The organism is Sphingobium sp. AP50, assembly GCF_900109095.1.
Lineage (GTDB): Bacteria > Pseudomonadota > Alphaproteobacteria > Sphingomonadales > Sphingomonadaceae > Sphingobium.
The window spans coordinates 12,465-28,693 of record NZ_FNYZ01000016.1; the positions used below are offsets into that span (position 1 = coordinate 12,465).

The 16,229-nt window shown below is 63.0% G+C and carries 19 protein-coding genes; 13 read left to right on the forward strand and 6 right to left on the reverse strand.

Going from position 1 to position 16,229, the window contains the following annotated elements; genetic code table 11:
• Nucleotides 1-67: 67 nt before the first annotated feature.
• Nucleotides 68-367, reverse strand: coding sequence for a hypothetical protein (locus tag BMY84_RS21045; RefSeq protein WP_143075113.1), 300 nt, complete (start codon nt 365-367; stop codon nt 68-70).
• Between the two features lie 77 nt (nt 368-444).
• Here BMY84_RS21045 and BMY84_RS21050 point away from each other — a divergent pair, with 77 nt between their 5' ends.
• The 11 genes from BMY84_RS21050 (at nt 445) to BMY84_RS21095 (ending at nt 12,304) form a co-directional block, all read left to right on the forward strand.
• Entirely contained in the window at nt 445-936 is a 492-nt protein-coding gene (locus BMY84_RS21050) for a hypothetical protein (protein ID WP_093086332.1), read from the forward strand.
• A gap of 372 nt (nt 937-1,308) precedes the next feature.
• Nucleotides 1,309-3,135, forward strand: a complete 1,827-nt coding sequence (locus tag BMY84_RS21055) for a ParB/RepB/Spo0J family partition protein (protein WP_093086334.1) — start codon at nt 1,309-1,311, stop codon at nt 3,133-3,135.
• Between the two features lie 64 nt (nt 3,136-3,199).
• Nucleotides 3,200-3,418 carry a hypothetical protein gene (locus BMY84_RS21060; RefSeq protein WP_066860717.1) on the forward strand — a complete coding sequence of 73 codons (219 nt, stop codon included), beginning with the start codon at nt 3,200-3,202 and terminating at the stop codon, nt 3,416-3,418.
• A 403-nt stretch (nt 3,419-3,821) separates the two neighbouring features.
• Entirely contained in the window at nt 3,822-4,790 is a 969-nt protein-coding gene (locus BMY84_RS21065) for an ArdC family protein (protein ID WP_093086335.1), read from the forward strand.
• Nucleotides 4,787-5,212: a DUF2958 domain-containing protein gene (locus BMY84_RS21070; RefSeq protein ID WP_093086521.1), complete on the forward strand. Its 426-nt coding sequence runs from the start codon at nt 4,787-4,789 to the stop codon at nt 5,210-5,212. The genes BMY84_RS21065 and BMY84_RS21070 overlap by 4 nt, the downstream gene beginning before the upstream one ends.
• Nucleotides 5,213-5,382: 170 nt before the next feature.
• Nucleotides 5,383-5,508: a hypothetical protein gene (locus BMY84_RS30540; RefSeq protein WP_256215340.1), complete on the forward strand. Its 126-nt coding sequence runs from the start codon at nt 5,383-5,385 to the stop codon at nt 5,506-5,508.
• 381 nt (nt 5,509-5,889) lie between these two features.
• On the forward strand, nt 5,890-6,105 hold the full coding sequence (locus BMY84_RS21075; protein WP_093086336.1) for a hypothetical protein: 216 nt from the start codon (nt 5,890-5,892) through the stop codon (nt 6,103-6,105).
• A gap of 434 nt (nt 6,106-6,539) precedes the next feature.
• Entirely contained in the window at nt 6,540-6,842 is a 303-nt protein-coding gene (locus BMY84_RS21080) for a hypothetical protein (RefSeq protein ID WP_093086337.1), read from the forward strand.
• Complete coding sequence (locus tag BMY84_RS21085; protein WP_093086339.1) at nt 6,839-8,842, forward strand: type IV secretion system DNA-binding domain-containing protein; 2,004 nt, start codon at nt 6,839-6,841, stop codon at nt 8,840-8,842. Before BMY84_RS21080 ends, BMY84_RS21085 begins: the two co-directional genes overlap by 4 nt.
• Entirely contained in the window at nt 8,839-11,784 is a 2,946-nt protein-coding gene (gene mobF, locus BMY84_RS21090) for a MobF family relaxase (protein WP_093086340.1), read from the forward strand. Before BMY84_RS21085 ends, mobF begins: the two co-directional genes overlap by 4 nt.
• 151 nt (nt 11,785-11,935) lie before the next feature.
• A complete protein-coding gene (locus BMY84_RS21095; RefSeq protein WP_371262435.1) occupies nt 11,936-12,304 on the forward strand; it encodes a lytic transglycosylase domain-containing protein in 369 nt (122 codons plus the stop codon).
• Between the two features lie 61 nt (nt 12,305-12,365).
• Here BMY84_RS21095 and BMY84_RS21100 read toward each other — a convergent pair whose 3' ends face one another.
• Together BMY84_RS21100 and BMY84_RS21105 are read right to left on the reverse strand one after the other, a co-directional pair.
• Nucleotides 12,366-12,602: a DUF6961 family protein gene (locus BMY84_RS21100; protein WP_256215341.1), complete on the reverse strand. Its 237-nt coding sequence runs from the start codon at nt 12,600-12,602 to the stop codon at nt 12,366-12,368.
• Nucleotides 12,557-13,204 carry an SOS response-associated peptidase gene (locus BMY84_RS21105; protein WP_093086344.1) on the reverse strand — a complete coding sequence of 216 codons (648 nt, stop codon included), beginning with the start codon at nt 13,202-13,204 and terminating at the stop codon, nt 12,557-12,559. The genes BMY84_RS21100 and BMY84_RS21105 overlap by 46 nt, the downstream gene beginning before the upstream one ends.
• A gap of 188 nt (nt 13,205-13,392) precedes the next feature.
• Between BMY84_RS21105 and xth the strand changes: the two genes are divergently transcribed.
• Nucleotides 13,393-14,199, forward strand: a complete 807-nt coding sequence (gene xth, locus BMY84_RS21110) for an exodeoxyribonuclease III (RefSeq protein WP_093086345.1) — start codon at nt 13,393-13,395, stop codon at nt 14,197-14,199.
• 82 nt (nt 14,200-14,281) lie between these two features.
• Nucleotides 14,282-14,488, forward strand: a complete 207-nt coding sequence (locus tag BMY84_RS21115; RefSeq protein ID WP_093086347.1) for a hypothetical protein — start codon at nt 14,282-14,284, stop codon at nt 14,486-14,488.
• Nucleotides 14,489-14,651: 163 nt separating this feature from the next.
• Here BMY84_RS21115 and BMY84_RS21120 read toward each other — a convergent pair whose 3' ends face one another.
• Genes BMY84_RS21120 through BMY84_RS21130 form a run of 3 tightly spaced genes read right to left on the reverse strand, consistent with a single transcriptional unit; the run spans nt 14,652 to nt 16,227 of the window.
• A complete protein-coding gene (locus BMY84_RS21120; RefSeq protein WP_093086348.1) occupies nt 14,652-14,999 on the reverse strand; it encodes a hypothetical protein in 348 nt (115 codons plus the stop codon).
• Nucleotides 14,996-15,571 (reverse strand): alpha-ketoglutarate-dependent dioxygenase AlkB, encoded by a 576-nt coding sequence (locus BMY84_RS21125; RefSeq protein ID WP_218146997.1) that lies wholly within the window; start codon nt 15,569-15,571, stop codon nt 14,996-14,998. The genes BMY84_RS21120 and BMY84_RS21125 overlap by 4 nt, the downstream gene beginning before the upstream one ends.
• Complete coding sequence (locus tag BMY84_RS21130; protein WP_093086350.1) at nt 15,568-16,227, reverse strand: SOS response-associated peptidase family protein; 660 nt, start codon at nt 16,225-16,227, stop codon at nt 15,568-15,570. Before BMY84_RS21130 ends, BMY84_RS21125 begins: the two co-directional genes overlap by 4 nt.
• Between the last annotated feature and the right edge of the window lie 2 nt (nt 16,228-16,229).

Below are 16,229 nucleotides of genomic sequence, written 5' to 3' on the forward strand. Positions count from 1 at the left end.
TTCTGGCGGATATTGATGTAGGTGTTTCGCCATCGGTCGCGGCTCGATCTCGCCTCAACCGCGCATGTTATTCCTTCTCGAGGATCGTCCCGAGCATGCGGTTCCAGGTCGAGCCCGCGACCTGCGCACCAATCTTGACGCCTTCGGTCGACATCTGCTCGCCGCCGGCCTCCAGCGCGGCAGGGCCAGGATCCCTGATGGCTTCAAGCGTCGCACGCGCCTGCGGCAGATAGCTTTGCCACATGGGCTTGCCTTCGAACTTGATGTTCTCGGCATGGCCATCGAAGCTGCAAAGTGCGCGGGCGGCGCGCTCCAGGGGAGATTTTGCCATGGCTGGATAATAGCCGGAATATTGGTCGATGGCCATCGGGATACCGGCGTGCGACATATTGGCCGATCTTGGGGGGATACTATTTTGATCGGAGATACGGAAATGCAGCGGTCATGCTGACGGACGAAGCAACTGGATCGACCGGGGCGCCGCAAACCCGCGACTATTTCGCTGAAATGTATGTTGCCGGCATACTCGCCGATGCCGGTTGGGACGTCTATTTCCCCCGCCGCGACAAGGGGTTCGACATGATCGTCAGCCGTCCCGTCGGCGCATCGACGATAGTCCGCCCGGTTCAGGTAAAGGGCAAATATTCAACCGACGAGAAGACCGACAAGGCGAGATACGGCTATGTCGGGCGCGTCACCGCCTTCCACAATGACATGATCCTGGCCATGCCCTATTTCACCTCGCAAAGCCTCGGTGCCCCGATGCTGATCGCGTGGATGCCGCGCGCAGAGATCAAGCAGCACAGCAAGGGCTGGCGGTGCGAACCTGCCAGATTTGTGGGTGGCGTTCCCGAGGCACGGCCCGGTTTCGCCCATTTTTTTGGGGCAGCGGGACTGAGCGCGTTCGAGGCGGAGGTCGGGGTTTCCATTATTTAGACCGCTTGGTCGTGGACGATTTCAAGGGGTATGAGCGTCTCCCCGTCGGGGACCGGGCTCTGCTCCGCGTGCCGCTCCATCGAGCCGTCTGCGCCGTCTCGCCCCTTCGGGCTGTGATCCCTGACGCACTGCGGGCATCGCGCTGCGCGCGCTGGTGCCGGTTTGAGCCGGCCAGTCCAAAGCGCTGTGGGCGCCGCTGCCCTCTAGGCCCGTCGCGGCGGGCTGCAAGCCGGCCTACGGCGCGGCTCCTCCACTTCGTTCCGGTCCTGACGGATGCCGCCCGCCTCTGGAGCCGGGCCTTGCCGGTTCGCTCTTGCCGCCCACCCCGCTTCGGCCGGGCCGGTGGTGTTAGTCAAGAGAAGGAACCACGTCATGGAACTCAAGCATATCGACATCGCCAATCTTGCCGTCTCGACCGCCAATATGCGGGGCGTGAAGAAGGCGCCCGACCTCGCCAATATCCTGCCCTCCGTCCGGGCGAGGGGGATTCTCGTGCCGCTGATCGTGCGGCAGAACGGCACGCCTGAAACCTATGAGATCGTCGCGGGCAAGCGGCGCTATCATGCCGCCCTTGTCGTCGCTGAGGAAAATGGTGGGATCGATCCGCTTCCCTGCGCCGTCATCGCGGCCGGGGACGACGCCGCCGCGCTCGAAGCCTCGCTCATTGAGAATATCGCGAGGTTGGACCCCGATGAGGTGACTCGCTGGGAAACCTTCACCCGTCTCGTCAAGCAAGGGCGGACGCCGGAGGATATTTCCAACACCTTTGGGCTTACGGCCTTGCAGGTGAAACGGACCCTCGCGCTCGGCAACCTTCTGCCGCGCATCCGGGGACTCTATCGCGCCGAGAAGATCGACGCGACCACGGTGCGGCATCTGACCCTTGCCTCGAAGCCGCAGCAGAAGGCATGGCTCGCCCTGCTCGATGATAAGGACGCCTATGTCCCTGTCGGTCACCGTCTCAAGGAATGGCTGTTCGGCGGAGCCAGCATTCCGACCAGCGCGGCGATCTTCCCGCTCGAAGCCTATAAGGGGGAGATCGTAGCGGACCTGTTCGGGGAGGATAGTTTCTTCGCCAGCGCCGACCAGTTCTGGGAAGCGCAGAACGCCGCGATCGAGGCCAGGGCGGACAGCTATCGGGACGTTGGCTGGGCCGATGTCATCACTCTTGAGCCGGGAGCCTATTTCCATGGCTGGGAACATGAGCATTGCCCCAAGAAGAAGGGCGGGCGGGTCTATATCAGCATCGACCATCGCGGCAGCGTCAGCTTCCATGAAGGCTATGTCACCACCAAGGAAGCGCGCAAGATCGAGAAAGGGGAGAGCATCGAGCGTCCGGCGCGTCCTGAACTCAGCGCCCCGCTCACCGAATATCTGAACCTCCATCGTCATGCGGCGGTGGCGGCGAAGGTCGCGGAAACTCCTGCCGTCGCGCTGCGGTTGATGGTCGCCCATGCGATCTGTGGTTCCACCCTGTGGCGGGTCGAGCGCCAGTCGCAAAAGAGCCGGAACGATGCGACCAGCGAAAGCGTCGAAAGCTGCCTCTCGGAAGGTTCGACCGATTTCTTCCGGCGCGAGGCGCTGGCGATGCTGGCGCTGGACGAGGACGAACCCACCCTTGTCGGCTGCGATGCGGACATTGTGCCTCTCTTCGCAAGGCTCATGACGCTGCCCGACAAGGACGTTCTTGCCGTGCTTGCGGTGGTGATGGCCGAGTCGCTCCAGTCGGGAACCATGCTGATCGAACTGCTGGGCAGTCAGCTGGAGGTCGATATGGCGCAGGTCTGGGAGGCCGACGACGCCTTTATCGAACTGCTGCGCGACAAGGCGCTTGTCGGTCATCTTCTTGCCGATGTGGCCGGGGCCGAGGTGGCGGCGTCGAACGCCAAGGAAAGCGGCAAGGGCCAGCGCGGGATCATGTTCAACTGCCTCCATGGCCAGATGGGTTGGGAGAAGCGCGAGGGCTGGGTGCCACGCTGGATGAGCTTCCCGCCGAGCGCTTATACCAGCCGGGGCGGGGTCGCGCCGGTCGATCAATGGGCGGCGCTGGAAGCGACTCTGGCCCCGGCACCCGAACAGCCCGACGAACCCGAAGGGCAGGCGACGCCCGATATCGTCGAACCCGCCGACGCGTCTGCTGAAGCGGCGAGCGATCCCGTGTCGGACGATGCCGCAGGGCCGGAGCAACTGGCCGCCTGATCACCACAGGGCAGGTGGCGGTCCGTTCCGCCGCCTGCCCTTTTTGCATGAAAGGAACCGTCTCATGGCTGCCCGCAGGCCCGAAGGCTGCATGGCCGACCGCTTCCGCATCGGCCTCGCCACCCTCAACTATCTCCCCCGCATCACCTATTATCTCCACGTGAAGGACGACTTCACCTTCCCCGAAATCGCCTTCCGTCTTGGCTGCTCGGTCTGGGACGTCGAGGAACATTTCGCTGCCGCGCTCGCCCATCTCGACGAAGCCGTGCATCGCGGGGGTTGATGCAGGGAGGAAAGCGCGCCGGGCGGCTCGGCCGCCCGGCGGTGTTTGAGCAGGTGCATCCCGCGCCGGTTTTTCCCTGATGCGCCGCTTCGTCCATTCCAATGCATTGATCAGCGAATGCGGAGCGCTGCGGGTCGCAGCGCGAACAGGTCGGGCGGCCACCGCGCCCGGGCGCGGTGATGTTTGCCGGTTGGTTTGGTCGGCCTCCGGAGAGGCGGGGGTGGGCGTCGCTGCCCTATAGGCCCACCGCGGCGAGCCGCAAGTCGGGGCTTAAGCCCCAACTCCTCCACTGCGTTGCGGCCCTGCGGGTGCCGCCCGCCTCTGACGGCGGGCCTGTCGGTTCGCTCCTGCCGCCCACCCCCGCCGTTCCGGCGGCCGGTGCGATGCGAAGGGAGTAAGAACGATGAGTTATCAGGATCAGCCGCAGCGCTTTGGTTCCACCCTCTACGCCGAAGTGACGGAGCGCATCATTGCCGAACTGGAAGCGGGAACCCTGCCATGGGTCAAGCCTTGGGATGATGGCAAGGCAACGCTTGGCCTGCCGCGCAACGCCGGAACCGGACGGCGCTATTCAGGCATAAACATACTCATTCTCTGGAGCACCCTTTTCGAGCGGGGCTATCAGTCGCAGGGCTGGCTTACCTATCGGCAGGCGGTCGCGCTTGGCGGGCACGTCCGCAAGGGCGAGCAGGGCACGACCGTCTGCTATGCCGACAAATTCACGCCCAAGGCCAAGGACGGCGACCCGATTCGGGACGGCGACGAGGCCCGGCAGGTCGCTTTCCTGAAGCGCTTCACGGTCTTCAATCTGGACCAGATCGAGGGGGTGGATTTGGAACCCGCCCGGATCAGCACCACGCATAATGAGGCGGTCCTGATCCCCCGCGCGCAAGCGTTGATCGATGCGACCGGTGCGGAAATCCGCATCGGCGGGAGCGACGCCTATTATGCCCCGGCCACCGATCAAATCTGCGTTCCCCCGCCCGAAGTCTATGATGAACCCATCAACTGGTATCGGACGGTCCTCCATGAACTGACCCATTTTTCTGGTCATCGCTCGCGCCTCGACCGCCTGCCCAAGACCGGATTCGGCAGCCCCGATTATGCCCGCGAGGAACTGATCGCGGAAATGGGGAGCGCCTTCCTTTGCGCCGAATTGGGGATCGTGCCGACCGTCCGCCATAGCGACTATCTGGGATCGTGGCTTTCCGTCCTTCGCGAGGATGCCCGCGCCATTTTCCGCGCCGCCAGTCAGGCGAGCAAGGCCGCCGACTTTCTTCTGGGCTTCCTGCCCCCGGCGCAATCGGGCGAGGAAGCGATGACCATCGAAGGGAGGTCCTCCTCAGACGCGTGGCTGGGGAGGACGGCATGATCCTCCTTGAACCCCAGCATATCGCAGCCCTTCAGGCGAACACCGCAGCGCGCCGTGCCGCGCAGGAGAAGGGCGAAAGGGAGCCGAACCCGGTGCCAGTGGTCAAATTCTTCAATCCCGTCGGCGCGGCGACATGGCTTGTAACCGAGCTTTGCGAGGATGGCGACGCCATGTTTGGGCTCGCTGACCTTGGCTTTGGCTGTCCTGAACTGGGCTATTTCAGCCTCACGGAGATCACGGCCCTTCGCCTTCCCTTTGGGCTTCGGATCGAGCGGGACATCGGCTTTAGCGGACTTGTTCCGCTGTCCCTTTGGGCGGACGCGGCGCGGGTCGCAGGTTCCATCATCCAAGCCCAACCCCTCATCTGGGCCATCGCCGGGAATCTCCCCGACGAACCCGAAAACGGCAGGGCCATAGACTGAACACGGCAACGAGGCGGGATCGCACCGGGCAATCCCGCCGCCAACATAGGGGGATGACATGACCGACAGTTCCATCAGCACGGGGCACACTGACGGCAAAATGCTATCAGCAATAAGGGCGCGATTCGAGGAGGTCGCCGCCGCCGCGAATAGCCGCTGGGGCCAGTCCTATGAATTTTATCTCCGGCTTTTCAGCCGAACCGCTTCTTGCTGCGGTCGGTACCACGCTGCGGGATAAGGCGCTGCCGATCGCCGCCGAGTTCGGTTACGGCGATGGCGAGGAAGAGCCGGACTAGGAGCCGGGCGTCTGCACGCTGACCAGCATTGACGACTGTTGCTGTCCTTGTGGGTGACATCCCTGAGGGGGGAGCCTTTCCGCCTCGCTCGCATGTCATGCGGACCGGCCGGTCCGCACGGCGCTACGCCTCGGCGGGGGGAGTCCACACATAGATACTTCACAAAAGTCCCATCTTGGCAGGCCGCCTTCACCCGCCTCAAGGATCGGTGGCCCCTCCAATTTAGCCGCCGCCTCCGCCACGCTTCGCGCGGCAGCGGCGGCAACTAAATCGGTTCCTCCACCGCCCGCTGCGCGGTCGCCGGCTGCACCGGCGCTCCTTGACCCCGGCTTGTCGGCCCGCCGCCGGACCGCCCGTCTTTTCCAGATGAAGGAGGCTCCCATGCAGATGACGAATGCTTACAATCATAGCGCTTTTCTCGCCGCACTCCGCAACGCCGAACGCCGCGCCGCTTCGAGTTACTTCGACCAGCATGTCCTGGACGACGGCGAGCAGGGCTATGTCGCCATCGACGAGGGGGATTATTCGACGCTTCCCGAGACGCTCATCGAGCGGATCGTCCACACCGTACCGGGAAGGCTGGTCGACGAAATCTGAAGGTCAGGAGGGGTCGCGCGCCCCTCCGGCTTTTCGCTTGTTCAGGGGGGGACATTGAGCCCCCATGGCCGTTCTTCCAAGAGGCCCGCGCCTTCCGGCTCGAAGCCTGCGCAGCGCGCGAACGCTGCGAGGAGGGGACGCACGCCGGGGGCGTTTTGTAATGCACCGTACGCACGGGTGCTGCGGGCGCGAATCACCAGCATTTGCGCGGGTTTCCGGCCGAATACACGTCCTACGCTCTCGGCACTGATTGACGCCCCCCCGGCACGCTTTGGCTGTCGTTTCGGACGGCCAAGCAGGTAAGTCCTTGATCTGCCTTGGCACCGTTTGGCTGCCACTCTGAATACATGTAATCAATTGAGATCAGGCTGGAATCCGGTTATAAGGGCCGCGCTTCATCACGATTGGCCAGGCGACGAACAGGAGTTCGGCGCTTGCCCAGAATTACCATCAGGTTCAAGGACGCCCTCTTCGGGCGTCTCGTCGTCGGCGCTCAGGCGGCTGGCACGACCATCCCCGACTATGTCCGGGACATTCTCAACCGCTATGAAGGCATAGACGCGGCGGGCTATCATGGCCGCTTCGACGAAGTGCAGGCGATCCTCATCCAGGTCTTCGCCATCCTTGCCGCATCAGTTAGCGAGCTCCGGCCCGATATTCTCGAGAAGGGCATGGACGATGCGCGCGCCTTGCTTCTGGAGCGAGGCCTTCTCGATCCCGAGGAGGTACTCCAGTGAGCATCTTCAGGAACGACACGCTGGGCTCCTGGACGAGGGGCGGTCAGGCCATCGTCCACAATGTCCGCATGACCACGCAGGTCTTCTTCCAGACCCTGCTGGCGGGGATCGCCATCTGGGTCGGCGGCACCGTCTGGTATGTGCTGGAGAAGTCCACCGACTATCAGCGCTTTGTCGCCGTCAAAATCGCCGAGGCGACGCTCAAAAGCGACGTGCCTGGCGGCGCGCCGCTGCTCTTTCGGACCCCGTCGGGTCGCCAATATTGGACGACGTCCGATGCCTTGCTGGGCTCCCGCGTCGCCAGGAAGACCCTGCAGACGATGGAGCATCATCTGGTGTACGGCGCCGCTCTTGCCGGCGTCTTCGCTCTTCTGATGCTCGGCTGGGCCTGGTTCTACTTCACCCGAACGGGGAAGGGCCTTGGTTCCAATCAGTTCCTGCGCGGCGCGCGCTTTGGCACCGCGCGGCAACTGCGGCGGCAAATGTGGCGTAGCCGGAAGGGCAGCTTTGCGATCGGCGGCGTGCCCGTTCCCGACGCTTTCGAGCCTGAGCATATCCTCATCTGCGGTGCACCCGGCACAGGCAAGACCAACATCATCGTGAAGATGCTGGGTGGCATGCGAAAGCAAGGCAAGCGGGCGATCGTCTATGATACCGCCGGCACCTTCGTCGAGAAATTCTACCGGCCGGGGCACGACATTCTGCTCAATCCACTGGACGACCGCGCCGACTGCTGGTCGCCCTGGGTCGATGTGCCGCGCGACTATCATTATGACCAGATCGCGGAGTCGACTATCCCAGACAAAGGTGGCGATCCCTTCTGGGCGAAGGCGGCCCGCGGCACGCTGGTGGCGGTCCTGCGCAAGCTTGCCCGGCATGAGCGGACGCTGGTTTCGGCGCTGCTGGAGACGGTACTGCGGAGCCCTCTGAAGACGCTCGCGACATTCGCCGAAGGCACCGATGCTGCTGCCTTCATCTCGATGGAAGGCGACAGAACCTCGGCGGGTATCCGGGCTGAACTGGCCTCGGTGATGCGCAGCTTCTCCTATCTCCATGACACCGCCGACGGCTTCTCGATCCGGGACTGGGTCGCCAATGAGGAGGATGACAGCTGGCTTTTCATCACCGTGAAGGCGGATCAGCTTCCCTCCCTCCGGCCCCTTGTCACCGTCTGGCTTGACATCGCGATCAGCGCCATCATGAGCCTTCCGCCCGATCGCAAGCGGCGCCTCTACTGCGTCATCGACGAGTTGCCGACGCTGCAGAAACTGCCGTCGCTCAGCGACTTTCTCGCCCGCGCGCGCAAATATGGCGGCTGCGGCATATTGGGGTTTCAGTCCTACCCACAATTGGAGGCGACTTACGGTATTCAGGATGCCGCGGCGATTACCGGCTATTGCTCGACCTGGGTGGCGCTGCGCGCCAACGACACGCCCACGGCCAAGCATGTTTCCGAAAATCTGGGTCAGGTCGAACAGGTCGAGGCCAATGAGGGCATGTCCTATGGCGTCAACGACATGCGCGACGGGGTCAATCTCTCGCGGATGCAGGTGACCCGACCGCTGGTGATGCATACCGAAGTCACCAATCTTCCCAATCTCGCGGGCTTCTTGCGGTTCGGTCGGAACCTTCCGGTCGTGCGGTTCACCGATCGATATAACGCCTTGCCCAGTCCGCAGGCCGCATTCGTAGAGCGGCTCGTGCCACCCGTCCGCCTCGACCCGGATAGCGATGGGCCATCAGCTCCCCAGCCTCCGGCACCGCCATCCAGACGGCGACGGGCAATGATCGAAGCGCCCGAACTCCCTCTCGAAGCGGACGAGGGCAGCACGCCCGCGCATGACGAGATCAGCGTGCATGGGTCCTCATCCAATCCTGCGGAGGGCGAAAATGAAAACGCCGAAAGAGCGCTGCCGAGGCTCCTTGGAAGGACGAGCGGCTTCCGCCTTCGGCAACACGGGCGAGCATCGGGCGACCGTAGTGATGCGAGGCCGGCATGATGCATCCGCGCCGTCTTAAGGGGTCGCCCAGCAATATCGCCCGCTATTACGCGATCGGCGATTATTATACGAAAGGCAAGGCAGAGAGATCGTCCTGGGGTGGTGCCATGGCGTGCGAGCTCGACCTTTCGGGCGATGTCGATCCTGAAACTTTTCGGTCCCTGCTAGCTGGCAAGGTTGCAGGCCAGCAGCTCGGCCGACATCGCGCCGACGGCATCGAGCATCATCCCGGCTGGGACTTTGCGATCAGTGCGCCCAAATCCGTATCAGTGATGGCGCTCGTCTTGGGGGATGAGCGGATCGTCCAGCTCCATGAGCGATCGGTCGATGTGACGCTCGCCTATCTTGAAGAGCATGCCCAGCTGCGAAAACGGGAAGCGGGCAACATTGTCCACGAGACGACGGGCCGATTGCTGTGGGCGCGGTTCACCGAACATGCCAGCCGCGAACTTGATCCTCACCTCCACACCCATGTCGTCGTCCTCAACATGACCAACGGGCAATCGGGCGATCCCATGGCAAGCCTCGAAACCCGCGCCATGTATGCCGAGCAGATGACCAGCGGGCAGATCTACCGGAACGAACTCGCTCATGGCCTGCGCGAGCTCGGCTATGAGATAGACTTCGATCCGCGACGGGGTCTGTTCGAAATCAGGGGTGTTCCCAAGGCCCTCATCGAGGAGATGTCGCAGCGGGCCGAGCAGATCAATGAACATGCCCAGCAGCATGGTCTGGTCGGTCAGGCGTCGCGCCGCCAATCCTTTTATGCCACCCGCGGCGCCAAGGTGAAGACCGGGATCGATACGCTGCTCATCCAGTGGCGCGGGCGGCTGGGACCATATGAAAAGCCGCTTGAAGCGGTGAGAGCGGGCGCCGCCCGATCGGGCGAGCATCCCGTCCCGGTTGACCGCGCCGACGCCGCCCGCGCCGCTCTGTTCGGGATAAGGCAATCGGAGGGGAAGGAGGCCGTGAACCCGCTGGGCCGTCTCTATGCCACGGGGCTAGCCTCCCATGTCGGGGAGGTCCGGTTTCAGGATCTGCGGCGCCTGATCGATGCGCATGAAGAACGGCGCAAGCTCCTCGCTACCCGTGGCCAGACTGGGGATGAGATACTGACACGGGGCCGGACGACCCGGCGAACAGTGCGGCTCGAGCAGTCGCTCGCCATGCATCTGGCGCTTGCCGTCGGGGACGGTCGGCCCGTGGCGAGTGCCGATCGCTTGCTTCCCATATTGGAGCAGGCGGGGCTTTCTCCGGCGCAGGAACGGGCGCTGGTGGACATGGCGACCTCGCGTGACCGGGTCACCGGCCTTCACGGCGTCGCGGGTGCAGGAAAATCGACCCTCGTCCGCTCGCTGAAGGACGCCGCGCTGCCGGGTAAGACCTTGATCGCCCTGGCGCCGACATCTTCCGCTGCTGCCGAATTGGGGGAGAAGGCGCAAATCGAGTCGCGCACGGTCGCGAGCTTGCTTGCGGGCGGTGGCTATGGAATCAGCGGCGACCATGTGCTGGTTCTCGACGAGGCGGGGCAGCTGGGAAGCCGGCAGGCGTTGCGGGTGCTGGAGATCAGCCGGGCCACTGGCGCTCGCCTCATTCTTCTGGGCGACAACAAGCAGACCGGCGCAATCGAGCAGGGCAAGGCCTTCTGGCTCATGCAGAAACTGGGCATGGAAACGGCCGAACTGACCGAGTCGCGGCGGCAGGAAACCGAGGCGATGCGACAGGCTGTCGCGCATGCGCGGGCAGGGAATTACGCGGCTTCGATTGGCCGACTCGACAAGGTGGCGGGCGGTGAGGATGCCGCCACGCTGGCTGCGGGTGTGGTCGCGGAATGGACGCGCCTCAGCCCCAAGAGCCGCGCTGCGACCAACATTCTCGTTCTCGACAATGCGTCGCGCCTGATCGTGAACAGCAAAATCAGGGAGGTCCTGCAGCGCGAGGGCCTCGTTGCGGCGGAAGAGACCCGGCTTTCGGTCCTGACACCTGGTGGCTTGAGCGATCAGGAAAAGCGCTTGGCGCGCTTTTATTCAGGGGGACAGGTGGTGACATTCGGCCGCGATCAGCCGGGAGCGGGATTGGGGCGGACGAGCGAATACCGCGTCGCTGGGATGGTCCGGGACGGTCGAGGTCGGCAACTGGTCCGGTTGGTCGATGGGCAGGGCGGCGTCCATCTGTGGGATCCGCGCTCGACCAAAGCCTCGCAGGTCAACGTCTTCATGGAAGAGAAGAGAGACCTCAGCGAAGGCGACCGCATCCAGTGGCGCTTGGTTTCGAAGGAACTTCAGCTCAAAAATGCGGAGCGGGGGACGGTCGAGAAGCTCGATGGCTCGCTGGCAACGATCCGTTGGGATCGCGGCAAGCGGGTTCAGACGATCGACCTCTCCCTTCACAGGACCTGGGATCATGGCTATGCCGAGACCATCTATTCGGCACAGTCCAGGACCTATGACAGGGTCTATGTCCTGGCCCCTGCCGGGTCGCCGCTGGTGAACGCCCAGAATTTTTACACGGCCATTACCCGCGCCCGATTTGGGGTAAAGCTCTGGACCCAGGATCCCAAAAAACTGGTCGAGAGGCTCGAAGAACGATCGGGCGAGAAGACGTCAGGCCTTGAAGGCCTTGGGCGCCTGGAGCGTGATCATCGGGACCGAATGGCCGCCAGGCAAGGATCGCATCTTCAGCAACTGAAGGAAGATCAGGACAGGGAGCGACTCTTGCGCAGCGACCACCGGCTGGAGCGCGAGCTTTGGACCCGCAGCACGAGGTCCAAGGGCGTAGCCGATAAGCTCGCCGGACGGGCTCAACAGGTTTTCGAGGCGCTCGATCACCATCTTCATTCTTTACTGAGCGACCGTCACAGAAATCGGGACACGCCTGCTCCTGCGCGCGAGCAGCAGACCCGCGGCAATGAAAGGGAGGGCGGCCGTGGCCTGGATCGCTGATCGCCGCCGCGTCTGTGTGGTTCCGCTTCTCCTGACGCTGTTGTCATGGTGCGAAACGGCGTCAGCGGCACAGCCCGCAGAACCCGAGGTCGCGCGCTGCATCCGGCAAGCGGCGCGTGGGCAGATATGGCTTGAAAAAACGCTTTGGGGATTGCGCGATCAGGAAGCCGGCTGGATCGGTGCAGAGATCCTCAACAAGGATGGAAGCCATGACCTGGGACCGCTGCAGATCAACAGTTGGTGGGTGCCGAGGATCGCCGCGCTGCTGTCGCGGCGCGAGAATGAGGTTCGTCGCTGGCTGCAATTTGATCCCTGCTTCAACGCCGAGGTGGCACGCTGGATATTTCTCGATGCTTTGAGGACGAGCGGCAGCTATTGGAAGGCGGTGGGCATCTATCATAGCCCCAACGGCGCCCGCCAACGCCGCTATGCGGCCCTGGTCGCAGTTCATCTGCAAAAGCGGTTCGGGGCCGATGTCTTCAGCCGGCGGGCAATAGATGGGCTGCGGACATCCCGTTGATCGAGGCGGTCGCGGGCATGACCTGATTGCGGACCGGGCACAGGATGACCGCAACGCCGACTCAGTGTTTTTGGCCAGGACACTCCATTTGGAGCTGATCATATCGGCTCGCTATCGCGATCCATCGCTCGACGCCTGCTTCGTCGCCTGCGATGGCGAGGCTGGTCACGCGCGTGGCTATATGCTCGGCCGCTTTGTCGCCCCAGCGCTTCTCGACCCAGAGCGCCTCGGCCAAATGTTCCTGTTCAGCGGTCATAGGAGACCAGGTCTGGTCGATGACGACCGTGGTTTGTTCCATGCCTCGCTGGTCCGCTCCATGGCGATCAGATCGTCCGGGAAACATCGATTCTGAAATCCCACAATGTCTTCGAAGGTGCCATGGAGCCAGCGGTCATATTCATCCTCATGCAGGAGGACGGGCATGCGGTCATGCACCGGGCGGATGGCGTCATTGCAATCGGTCATGACGCCGGAATAAACCGGGCCCCATTCGGCGCTGTCCCGCCAAAGGCCCGCCCATGCAAAGATCGGGCGGTCGTGAAGCGAGAACCAGGTCCGAGTCTTGCCGCCTTTGGGGCCTTGCGCTTCTGCGAAATGGGTGAGTGGAATGAGGCAGCGCCATTCATTCTTGCGCGCGGCTCCCAGCCAGAAGGGTTTTCGCAGGTCGGCTATATTGTTCACTGGCTTGGGCCTGGAGTCGGGCTTCATGCCCTTGAGACGGACAGGCCAGCCCCAGACCATCGATTGCAAGGTGCGAACGCCTTGGTCTTCCCGCACCACCATCCCTGGATAGCCGGGATAAACCTCCTCAGGCGCATTGAACTGCGTGACAGGCGCCGCGACACCAAAATGCGCGGCGACCTCTGCGGCACTCTTCCTGATTGTATAAAGATTACACACAAAGGAAGGCTATCACTCCTCGCGCGCCGATAAAACCGGCGTGCTCGTTAGCTGCAATCGAACCAGGTCCGACTTCGCTTCAGACCGCTGGACAGCGGCCGCGACGCGCGCACCGGAACAGGAGCAACACACGGCGAGTAATAGTGGATGCCACCTGCAAAGGCATGGATCTGAGATTGCCCCCAGCTATGAAGATCGCCACCTATAATGTGAACGGCGTTAATGGCAGGCTGCCGGTGCTGCTTCGCTGGCTCCATGAAGCCGAACCCGACATCGTTTGCCTACAGGAATTGAAAGCCCCGCAGGAAAGTTTCCCCGAGAGCGCCCTCCGCGATGCCGGTTATGACGCGATCTGGCATGGTCAAAGTCGGTGGAACGGCGTCGCGATCCTCAGCCGCGCTGGCGAAATCCACGAGACGCGCCGCGGTTTACCCGGCGATCCGGACGACGAACAGAGCCGCTATATCGAGGCGGCGGTCGGCGGTGTGCTCATTGCCGGTCTCTATCTCCCCAATGGCAATCCGCGTCCCGGCCCCAAATATGACTTCAAGCTGCGCTGGTTCGATCGGCTGCACGAGCATCTCGCGTCGCTTGTCGATCTGGACGCGCCGGTGGTGGTCGCTGGAGACTATAATGTCATGCCTAACGATCTGGACGTCTATGCGCCTGATCGCTGGCGCGACGACGCGCTTTTCGCGCCCGAGGTCCGCGCTGCGTATCAGCGCATCCTCGATCAGGGGTGGACCGACGCACTCCGCCACCTGCATCCGCACGAGACCCTTTACACTTTCTGGAAATATTGGCGCGGCGCTTTCGAACGCAATGCGGGGTTGCGGATCGATCACCTGCTGCTGAACGCCAAGGCCAAAGCCCGGCTGATCGCCGCTGCGGTCGATACAGCGCCGCGTGGCTGGGAGAAGACAAGCGACCATGCGCCAGTCTGGATCGAGCTTGGCGAAAAAGCCCGGCGGCGTAGACCGACGAAGGTTAGCTGATGGACATTGCGGTTCTGCCGGAACGAAGCGGACGCCGCCCCGTTCGACGTTCAGCGCCTCTTTGAAACGGTAGGAGTGGACGATGGAAGAACCAAGGCCGGGCCAGAAGCCCGACGCAGAAAATGACCCTGCTAAGTCAATTATTCACGAACAGGGCGCGCCATACCCTCAGTCTGTCAGCGACAAGGAAAAGACGCAGATCGCAGAGGGTCAGGAAAGGGCACGGCGTGATCGTGATGACGCGCTCGCTTCGGGTCATGGCGATCATAAAGGTGAGGAAGGGAACTGAGGCTTAACGCCGGGGCAGCGAGCAAAAAAGAAGGTCGGTCCCGCGGGGCCGACCTTATTGAGTTTTAGGAGAGGATGCCTGAAAGGCAGGGACGCTATGGCGCCAGATCTGTGCGCCCGCAAATGCGAATTGAACGCCGGTCAATGCAGTTTTTGCAACCGGGTCATTCGTCCTCAAGACCGAGCGCTGCAAACCAGTGCGCATATGGCGTGTTGCGCGCAAGGTGCCGGTTATAGTCGGGTGCTCCATCGATCCACCAGACCGGCCCGCGCTCGCCAAGCCGCCGTTTGGCTGCATCGACGAGGTCGCGGGCGTGACGTTCCGCAGCGCCATCGCCTGCTCGCTTTGCCTCGCCGACATGTTGCCGGGCGTTCATCAATTCCTTGATCAGATGCGTGCGCTCACCTTCGGCAAGCGCGGGATTGCTCAGGCGCCAGAGGCGCCCGCGCACGACGAAATAGCGACCGTCAGGCGTGACAGGATATTTTGTCAGTGCCGGTTGGTTGGTCATCGACCGGGCTTGAGGCTGCGAAAGGTGATGGACCAGCGCGCCTCTTCCTGTTCTGCAATACTATGTTCCCACTCATGCCGCACTTCGCCGGCGAGATGATAGATAGAGCGCGGTTCCAGTGATACCGAGCGGCGGGCAAATCCTTGCTCATTCCGCCGCCGGAAGCGCATTGGTGCTGCTGCGCCAAGTGAAAGACCTATGACATCGGCGAAGACCGGCCGATCCTTGTGCCAGCCAATGCCTGCCCCGGGATCATAGCGGATGAGTAATGCCTGGACGAGCGTATCAGGAGACAGGCCCGCAAAATCCGCCGCGCGATCGCGGGCGGAAAGCAGCCAGCGGGGCAGGGGATCAGCGGCTTCAAACCTGCCCCGCTCGAAATCATAGCTCCAGCCATAGCTGTGGGTGAGCCGCTTGCCGGTCCAGCGCTGGAAGCGAAACGGGAGCAGCGGCGCCGTGGCGATCCGCTCGATCAACTCCGTCTCTTCAGCACGGCTCAAAAAATCGGGCGCGTAGCGAAGCCCCGGAATCTGGGACGGGGCGAAGAGATCAATCTGCTCAGCCGTGGTCACAGCAGCGCCAACTGGCCGTCAGCCGAAGGCGGGCGCTTGCCGCTCCGCCACACATCCTCGGTCGCCTCGACGCGGAAGCGCTCGGCCGAGAAGGGCGATCGGAACTGAAAGCCGATCACCTCCCGGATCGAGCCGTGAAGCCAGGCGTCATATTCATGGGGATCGAGCAGTACCGGCATGCGGTCATTGGTGGGTCGCACGGCCTCATTCGCCTCCATCGTCATGCCGGCATAGACCGGGCCTTGCTCGGGCATGTTCCGGCAAAAGCCCGCCCAGGCCATCAGGGGCTGGCGCTTCAACGAAAACCAGGTGCGGGTTCGTTCGCCCGGCACCCCGTCGGGATTGGCGAAATGGGTAAGGACGATGAGGCACCTATAGCGCGCATCCTCGACCAACTGATCCCACATCGGATTGGTGAGATCGGCGACCAGACCGATCCGGCCGGGTTCCTCTCCTCGTTCCCGCATCTCGCGGGTGAGGCGCCGAAAACCCCAGGTCACGCCGCGCATGATCCGTCGGCCTTTGTTTTCGAAGATCACCAGCCCAAGCGCGCCTTCGGTGGTTTCGGACGGGAGCTCAATCGCAGCCGGCATATCGGCGCTGAAATGCTCTGCGACCTCGCTTATTCCCGCCGCCATGCAATGCAATCTCGACATGG

Coding starts and splice junctions, on each gene's coding strand:
- BMY84_RS21045 (WP_143075113.1), bottom strand. CDS start 367: ATGGCCATCGACCAATATTCCGGCTATTATCCAGCCATGGCAAAATCT.
- BMY84_RS21050 (WP_093086332.1), top strand. CDS start 445: ATGCTGACGGACGAAGCAACTGGATCGACCGGGGCGCCGCAAACCCGC.
- BMY84_RS21055 (WP_093086334.1), top strand. CDS start 1,309: ATGGAACTCAAGCATATCGACATCGCCAATCTTGCCGTCTCGACCGCC.
- BMY84_RS21060 (WP_066860717.1), top strand. CDS start 3,200: ATGGCTGCCCGCAGGCCCGAAGGCTGCATGGCCGACCGCTTCCGCATC.
- BMY84_RS21065 (WP_093086335.1), top strand. CDS start 3,822: ATGAGTTATCAGGATCAGCCGCAGCGCTTTGGTTCCACCCTCTACGCC.
- BMY84_RS21070 (WP_093086521.1), top strand. CDS start 4,787: ATGATCCTCCTTGAACCCCAGCATATCGCAGCCCTTCAGGCGAACACC.
- BMY84_RS30540 (WP_256215340.1), top strand. CDS start 5,383: ATGAATTTTATCTCCGGCTTTTCAGCCGAACCGCTTCTTGCTGCGGTC.
- BMY84_RS21075 (WP_093086336.1), top strand. CDS start 5,890: ATGCAGATGACGAATGCTTACAATCATAGCGCTTTTCTCGCCGCACTC.
- mobF (WP_093086340.1), top strand. CDS start 8,839: ATGATGCATCCGCGCCGTCTTAAGGGGTCGCCCAGCAATATCGCCCGC.
- BMY84_RS21100 (WP_256215341.1), bottom strand. CDS start 12,602: ATGGAACAAACCACGGTCGTCATCGACCAGACCTGGTCTCCTATGACC.
- xth (WP_093086345.1), top strand. CDS start 13,393: ATGAAGATCGCCACCTATAATGTGAACGGCGTTAATGGCAGGCTGCCG.
- BMY84_RS21115 (WP_093086347.1), top strand. CDS start 14,282: ATGGAAGAACCAAGGCCGGGCCAGAAGCCCGACGCAGAAAATGACCCT.
- BMY84_RS21120 (WP_093086348.1), bottom strand. CDS start 14,999: ATGACCAACCAACCGGCACTGACAAAATATCCTGTCACGCCTGACGGT.
- BMY84_RS21130 (WP_093086350.1), bottom strand. CDS start 16,227: ATGTCGAGATTGCATTGCATGGCGGCGGGAATAAGCGAGGTCGCAGAG.